Source organism: Kocuria rhizophila (assembly GCF_003667225.1).
Classification (GTDB): domain Bacteria; phylum Actinomycetota; class Actinomycetes; order Actinomycetales; family Micrococcaceae; genus Kocuria; species Kocuria rhizophila.
The window spans coordinates 1-7,164 of the sequence record NZ_RCOM01000102.1 but is presented as its reverse complement, the minus strand read 5'-3'; the positions used below and the strand labels follow the sequence as shown (position 1 = coordinate 7,164).

Below are 7,164 nucleotides of genomic sequence, written 5' to 3'. Positions count from 1 at the left end.
CGGGTGGGCCGCGCCACCGGTGGTGCGCACCGCCGCGTCTGCCGCACGAGCCGCCAGGGTCAGGTGCCTGCCCCTGCAACACGCCCGGGAGGCGTTCCTTGTGCCACCAGTGAACGGTCTGGAGACCCTCGGGGACGGCTCCTAGGGTGGAGACCATGGCTACCGTTGACATCACCCAGGACACCCTGGGCCAGACCATTTCCGACAACGACATCGTGTTGCTGGACTGGTGGGCAGACTGGTGCGGCCCCTGCAAGCAGTTCGCACCCACCTACGAGGCCGCCTCCGAGAAGAACCCGGAGATCGTGTTCGGCAAGGTGGACACCGAGGCCGAGCAGGGCCTGGCCGCCGCCGCCCAGATCTCCTCCATCCCCACCCTCATGGCGTTCCGCGAGGGCATCCTCGTGTTCTCCCAGCCGGGAGCGCTCCCCGCCTCCTCGCTCGAGGAGGTCATCACGGCCGTCAAGAACCTCGACATGAACGAGGTCCGGGCAGAGGTCGAGAAGCAGGCGGCACAGGCTGAGTCCGCGGCCGAGCCCGAGGCTCCGCAGAACTGATCCTGGCCCGCGCAGCACTGCGCGGATCCGGCCCCGCGGACGCGGGGCACAGACACGGCGAGGGCGGTTCCCCAGCACGGGGAACCGCCCTCGTCGTGCGCCGGGGCGCTGCGGGCCCGGGCGGCGTCGTGCAGCGCGGCGTGTCAGGCCGCCGAGACCCCCAGCAGGGAGCCGATCAGGAACGTGGCACCCAGGGCGAGGGCGCCACCCACGACCACGCGGACGGCGGCGCGCGCCACGTGCGGTGTCTTGCCGAGCCGGGCGCCCAGCGTGCCCGTGAGGCCCAGCGCCACGAGGACCGCGGCGAACGTGATGGGGATCCGCAGCTCCGGCGGCGGAAGCAGGATCGCGAGCATCGGCAGCAGCGACCCCAGGAAGAACGCCAGGGCGGAGGAGATCGCGGCGGACCACGGGTTCACGATGTCATCCGGGTCGATGCCCAGCTCCGCATCCAGGTGTGCCCGCAGGACGTCCTTCTCCGAGAGCTCGATCGCCACCTGCTTGGCGGTGGCCTCGCTCAGGCCCCGCTCCCGGTAGAGCTCCGCGAGCTCCTCGAGCTCCGCTTCCGGCATCTCCTGGAGCTCCCACTTCTCCTTCTCGATGAGTGCTTCCTCGGAGTCCTTCTGGCTGGACACGGAGACGTACTCGCCCAGCGCCATGGACAGGGCGCCGCCGATCACGGCCGCCGAGCCCGCGATCAGGATGGGGCCGGTGGCCGCGGTGGCGCCGGCCACGCCCACCACAGTGGCGGCCACGGACACGATGCCGTCGTTGGCGCCCAGGACGGCGGCGCGGAGCTTGTTGAGTCGGTCCCCGGACTTCTCGGCATGGGGTTCTGCCATGGTGTGCTGTGACATGCCAGCAAGTGTGCTCCGGATTCGGGGGAACTTCTACGCAGGCCAGGCATACCTCAACGGCGTGCCACGGCGTGCGGTGCCGGCTGTCCCCCGGCAGGGGCGGCACGGGTGCCGTCGTGCCGTGACCACGCACGGTCACCCGCGTGGAAGGCGTCCTCCCTGTCAGACCTGCCGGTGGTTCCCGTCGCACCAGTCGCCCCAGGGCGCTCGCAGCGCCGGTGCCGCCTCGCATGACTCCGGTTCCCGCCGTTCCCGCGGTTCAGTGGTGCCGGTGGTCCTGCGGACTCAACCGCGGCCCGAACGACGGCTTGCGGTGGCCGCTGGCCTTGATGAGCCGCACCACGCGCTGGCGGTGGCCACGCCAGGGTTCCAGAAGCTCGAGCATCCGCTGGTCCGAGCCCGGTGCGCGGTCGAAGAACCAGCACACGTAGTTCGCCAGGTGGTAGTCGTAGACGCTCACCCCGTCAGGGTCCCCGTGGGTGCACTGCGTGATCTCCGCGGCCGTCCACGGACCGATCCCCTGGATGCTCTGCAGCGCCGTGCGCACCCGCGCAGGATCGGGATCCAGGGCGAGGCGTTCGAGTGCGGCGGCCCGGTGCACCGTGCGCATGACGGTGGCCGAGCGCGCCGGATCCACCCCGGCGCGGTGCCACTGCCAGGACGGTGTGCGCCGCCACTGCTCCGGTGTGGGCGGAACACGCATTCCGTGCGGAGCGGGCCCGGGGGCGGACTCGGCGTTCCAGCGCAGCAGCGCCCGGTACGCACGGACGGCCTCGATCGCGGTCACCCGCTGCTCGAGGATCGCCACCACGGCCCGCTCCAGCAGGTTCCCGGCGGACGGGAGCCGCAGGCCGGGGTGCTCGTGCCGGGCCCGGACCAGTGCATGCGGCAGCTCGGAGAACGCGGCCGAGGAGTCGAAGTCCTCCCACGAGTCCTCGTGGCCCACCCAGCGGGGAGCGGTGGACAGCCACCCCTCGCCACCGGGACCCCAGGCCTCCACCAGGACGTCGCGGTCCAGGGGATTCGTTCCGGTCGCACCGGCGGGCCGGGTGAAGCGCGCGCTCACGGGCAGACGGTTCCACCGGGTGGTGATCCACACGCAGTCCTCGCCGAGGACCCGGCACGTGGGATCCTCCGCACCGCGACCGAGCACGCGCAGCGTCTGCCCCAGGTGGAGCGGTCCCCGCGGGGTCCAGCGCCACCGGGCGGGCGCGTGTTCCGTCCCCACGCCGCGCGTGGTCACCTCCGTGGTCATGGGGGCGATGATGCCACCGGGTTCCGACACCGTGCGCGGTCCCGCTCTCCGGGAGAAGACTGCCTCCGGCGTCCGCGCCGGGCCGACGTCTGGCCGCGGTCTCCCCACCGGTTCCGCCGATCACGTCGCAGACGCGGCACGAGTCCGGCACGGCCCGGTCGTTACGGCGACTGCTTTCACCGAGCGGCGCTCCGGCTGCCGGTAGTCTGCGTGGCAGGCGCCGACAACCGCCGTTCCCGGCCGATGGCGCTCGTCCGGGGCCGCGCGCTGAGAGCACGGCCCCGTTCCACTCGGCTCGCCCCAGCGACGGCGGGCCGGCCGTGCCATGGCCCCGCCTGTCCCGTCCCCCACGGGCCGGCGCCCTCGACCCCCGGACGGAGGACCGTTGGACCGCCAGAATCCCGCAGTCCCGGCGGTAGCACCGCCCGTTCGCGGCACGCGGGGCGCCCACTGGGCGTGGCTGCTCCCCGTTCTGGTGGGCTCCCTGGCCACGGCCCTGTACTGCGCGCTGTCCTGGAGCCAGTGGATCCGCTGGGACGTGCCCTCGTGGGACAACGCGATCTTCACGCAGCTGCTGTCCTCCTACGCGGCAGGCGAGGGGCCCGTGGTGGACATCAAGGGGGACGGCTTCAACCTGCTGGGGGACCACTTCCACCCGCTGCTGATCGTCCTGACCCCCGTGTACGCGCTGTTCCCCTCCGCGCTGACCCCCATGATTGTTCAGAACGTCCTGTTCGGGGCGTCCGCAGCCGTCATCACGCGCTGCGCCGCGCGGGCGATGCACCCGGCTCCCGCAGCCGCCATCGGTGTGGCGTACGCGCTGAGCTTCGGCCTGCAGAACGCGGTGGCGGTGCAGTTCCACGAGATCGCGCTCGCCGTGCCCCTGCTCGCCACGGGTCTCCGGGCCCTGCGCGAGCGTCGCTGGCTCGCCGCCACCCTGTGGTGCGCGCCGGTGGCGCTGGTCAAGGAGGACCTGGGGTTCACAGTGGCCGCCGTGGGAGCGCTCATGCTCGGTCACGCCGCACGCCCTGCGGTGCGGCACCGGCTCCCCGGACTACGACGCCGCTGGGACGCCTTCTGCGCGCGGCCCTCCCGCCCGACGGCGCCCACCACCTCAGCGGACGGGGGTGGGCCGAGCTGGGAGGTTGCGGCTTCCCGTCGTGACCTGGTGGGGGCACGACACGAACCGGACCGGGCGGCGTCGTCCCCGGTGCGCCGGGAGCGGGGGAGCGGGGCGCGGATGTCGCTGCGGGACCCGGCCGTGGTGGGTGGAGCGGCGCTCGTGGTGTGGGGTGTGCTGGTGTCGGCGCTCGCGGTGGGCGTGGTGCTGCCCGCGCTGAACCCCGCGGGCGAGTTCGCGTACGCGGACAAGCTGGACCTGGCGGGCCTGCTGCGGGACCCCGCGAGCGCGGTGATCCTTCAGGTGGTGCCCGCGCAGAAGCTCGGCACGTGGGCGCTGCTGCTGCTCGCGGGTGCGGTGGTGGCGGTGCGCTCGCCCATTGCGCTCGTGGCGCTGCCCACCCTGGCGTGGCGCATGCTCTCGCCGAACGACGGCTACTGGGGCGCGGGGTGGCACTACAGCGCGGTCCTGATGCCCGTGGTGTTCGTGGCGCTCGTGGACGCCGTGGTCCGGCTGCGCGGGGACTCCGCGCGGGCACAGCAGCGCCTGGTCTCGGGGGCCGCGCGCTCGGGACGCCGGGGCCGGGTGGAGGCCACCGCGCTGTGGGCCGTGGCCGCGGCTGCTCCGTGGTGCGCCCTGCTCGTCGCGCTCGCGGTCGGGACGCAGCTGCCGCTCGCGCGGCTGGCCTCTCCCGAGGCGTGGCGGCCCGACCCCCGCGCGGACGCGAAGACCACGGCGGTGGCCGAGATCCCCGCCGGCGCGAGCGCGGCCACGGACCTCTCCCTCATGAACGCCCTCGTGAGCCGCGCGGACGTGCACTGGATAGGCAACGGGCAGGATCCCGACCCCCAGTACGTGGTCCTGGACCGCTCCAGCGAGACCTGGGGGAGCACACCCCCGGAGGACGTGGCGGCGTACGCGGGCCAGGTCTACGGCGCCCGGTACACCGTGGTGAGTGACGAGCAGAACATCGTGGTGGCCCGCCTGGAGGGCTGATCCGGGGACGCCGTGCGGTAGGCTGGAGTGTCATCATCCCGGTCTCATGTCCTCAATCCACCGTTTCGCCGCTCCGGCATGTCGGTCCAGGACTTCAGCGGAGGTTCCGCTCGCACCGGTGTCAGTCACTCCATTCCACCCAAGCGAGGTTCTTCCGTGCCCACTGAATCCACCCCCGCAGACCACACGACCGCCCAGACCGTCGCCCCCGCAAGCGCGCCCGGGGAGACCGAGGTCGTCGCCGACGACGCCGCCGCCGCGGCCCAGGACGCAACGCCCGCCACCGAGCCGGGCGGCGTCGACAGCCCCTCCGCCCAGGCGGCGCAGGCGCCCTCCGAGGAGCCCCAGCTGCCCACGTTCGCCGAGCTCGGCGTGGACGGGCGTGTGCTGGCGGCCCTGGACGAGGTGGGCTACGAGTACCCCTCCCCCATCCAGGCCGCCACCATCCCCGCGCTGCTCAGCGGCCGGGACGTCGTGGGCCTGGCCCAGACCGGCACCGGCAAGACCGCCGCGTTCGCCGTGCCCGCGCTGTCCAAGCTCGCGGAGCTCTCCGACCTGCACGGTCCGCAGCGCAGCACCCGCGTGCTCGTGCTGGCCCCCACCCGCGAGCTTGCGCTGCAGGTGGCCGAGGCGTTCGGTTCCTACGCCACGCACCTGGAGGACTTCACCGTCCTGCCCGTGTACGGCGGCTCCTCCTACGGCCCGCAGCTGGCCGGGCTCAAGCGCGGCGCGCAGGTGGTCGTGGGCACGCCCGGTCGCGTGATCGACCACCTCTCAAAGGGCTCGCTGAAGCTCGACGACATCGCGTACGTGGTCCTGGACGAGGCCGACGAGATGCTGCGCATGGGCTTCTCCGAGGACGTGGAGAAGATCCTGGCCCAGACCCCGGAGGAGAAGCAGGTCGCGCTGTTCTCCGCGACCATGCCCAAGGCCATCCGCCGGATCGCGCAGCAGTACCTGCGCGATCCCAAGGAGATCACGGTCAAGGCCAAGACCACCACGGGCACCAACACCCGCCAGCGCTACATGCAGGTCATGGGCCCCCACAAGCTGGACGCCATGACCCGCGTGCTCGAGGTCGAGGACTACGACGGCGTCATCGTCTTCGTGCGCACCAAGGCCGCCACCGAGGAGATCGCGGACAAGCTCAAGGCCCGCGGCTACACCGCCGCCGCGATCAACGGCGACATCCCGCAGAACCTGCGCGAGCGCACCGTGGACTCCCTGCGCGACGGCAAGATCGACATCCTCGTGGCCACGGACGTGGCCGCGCGTGGCCTGGACGTCGAGCGGATCTCCCTGGTGGTCAACTACGACATTCCCCACGACACCGAGTCCTACGTGCACCGCATCGGGCGCACCGGCCGTGCCGGGCGCAAGGGGGAGGCCATCCTCTTCATGACGCCGCGCGAGAAGTACCTGCTGCGCGCCATCGAGAAGGCCACCCGTCAGCCCGTGGAGCAGATGCGCGTGCCCACCACGGACGAGGTCAACCAGACCCGCAAGGACAACTTCGCCCGGCAGATCGAGGAGACCATCGAGTCCGAGGACCTTGGACTGTTCCGCGAGATGGTCGAGCGCTACGAGGCCGAGCACGACGTGGACGCCGTGGAGATCGCCGCGGCCCTGGCCGTGATTGCGCAGAACGGCCGCCCCTTCCTCGTGGAGGACCTCCCCGAGGTGCCGCAGCGCAAGCGCGACCGCGAGCGCAAGGACGGGGACGGCCCCCGCAGCCGGCGCTCCCCGGGTGACGAGGCCGGCATGAAGACCTACAAGCTGGCTGTGGGCCACCGCGACCGCGTGGTCCCCGGTGCCGTGGTGGGTGCGCTCACGCACGAGGGCGGGCTCAACGGCTCGCAGATCGGTGCGATCGACATCCGCCCCACCTTCACCCTGGTGGGCCTGCCCGAGAACCTGCCCGCGGGCACCCTCGACAAGCTCTCCAACACCCAGATCAACGGCGCTCCCATCCGCATCCAGGAGGACCGCGGACCGGGTGGTGCCCGCAGCGGTGGCGGCAACCGGTTCCGCGGCGGGGACCGTGACCGCGGACCCCGCAACGACCGTGGCGACCGCGGCGGGTACCGGGGCGACCGTGGTGGCTACCGGGACGACCGCGGAGGTGGCTACCGGGACGACCGTGGTGACCGTGGCGGCTACCGCGACGACCGCGGCGGGTACCGGGACGACCGCGGTGGCGGGCGTCCCCGCGGCGGTGGCTCCTCCTACCAGGACCGCCCCCGCAAGAAGAGCTACGGCCGCACCAACGGCGGCTACTCCGGACGCTGATCCGACCACCACTGACGCGCGGCCTCTCACACCCCGGCGGATCCTCGGAGGATCCCCGGTGGGGTGAGGGGCGGCGCGTCAGTGGTGGTC

The 7,164-nt window shown here is 72.6% G+C and carries 5 protein-coding genes; 3 read left to right on the top strand and 2 right to left on the bottom strand.

Translation table 11 applies throughout. The features are described 5' to 3' along the window. The first annotated feature begins 155 nt into the window (after positions 1 to 155). A complete protein-coding gene (locus tag D9R02_RS10735; RefSeq protein ID WP_039101893.1) occupies positions 156 to 557 on the top strand; it encodes a thioredoxin family protein in 402 nt (133 codons plus the stop codon). A 143-nt stretch (positions 558 to 700) separates the two neighbouring features. Here D9R02_RS10735 and D9R02_RS10730 read toward each other — a convergent pair whose 3' ends face one another. Together D9R02_RS10730 and D9R02_RS10725 are read right to left on the bottom strand one after the other, a co-directional pair. Continuing rightward, positions 701 to 1,414 (bottom strand): VIT1/CCC1 transporter family protein, encoded by a 714-nt coding sequence (locus tag D9R02_RS10730; protein ID WP_019309696.1) that lies wholly within the window; start codon positions 1,412 to 1,414, stop codon positions 701 to 703. Between the two features lie 259 nt (positions 1,415 to 1,673). Continuing rightward, positions 1,674 to 2,669 carry a DNA-3-methyladenine glycosylase family protein gene (locus tag D9R02_RS10725; protein WP_059281162.1) on the bottom strand — a complete coding sequence of 332 codons (996 nt, stop codon included), beginning with the start codon at positions 2,667 to 2,669 and terminating at the stop codon, positions 1,674 to 1,676. 385 nt (positions 2,670 to 3,054) lie between these two features. Here D9R02_RS10725 and D9R02_RS10720 point away from each other — a divergent pair, with 385 nt between their 5' ends. Next, positions 3,055 to 4,785 (top strand): DUF2079 domain-containing protein, encoded by a 1,731-nt coding sequence (locus D9R02_RS10720; protein ID WP_121566891.1) that lies wholly within the window; start codon positions 3,055 to 3,057, stop codon positions 4,783 to 4,785. A 156-nt stretch (positions 4,786 to 4,941) separates the two neighbouring features. Further along, positions 4,942 to 7,074, top strand: coding sequence for a DEAD/DEAH box helicase (locus D9R02_RS10715; RefSeq protein WP_121566890.1), 2,133 nt, complete (start codon positions 4,942 to 4,944; stop codon positions 7,072 to 7,074). Positions 7,075 to 7,164 lie beyond the last annotated feature (90 nt).

Excerpts from the sequence above, each read along its gene's own strand:
- D9R02_RS10735 (WP_039101893.1), top strand. The coding sequence starts at position 156 with ATGGCTACCGTTGACATCACCCAGGACACCCTGGGCCAGACCATTTCC.
- D9R02_RS10730 (WP_019309696.1), bottom strand. The coding sequence starts at position 1,414 with ATGTCACAGCACACCATGGCAGAACCCCATGCCGAGAAGTCCGGGGAC.
- D9R02_RS10725 (WP_059281162.1), bottom strand. The coding sequence starts at position 2,669 with ATGACCACGGAGGTGACCACGCGCGGCGTGGGGACGGAACACGCGCCC.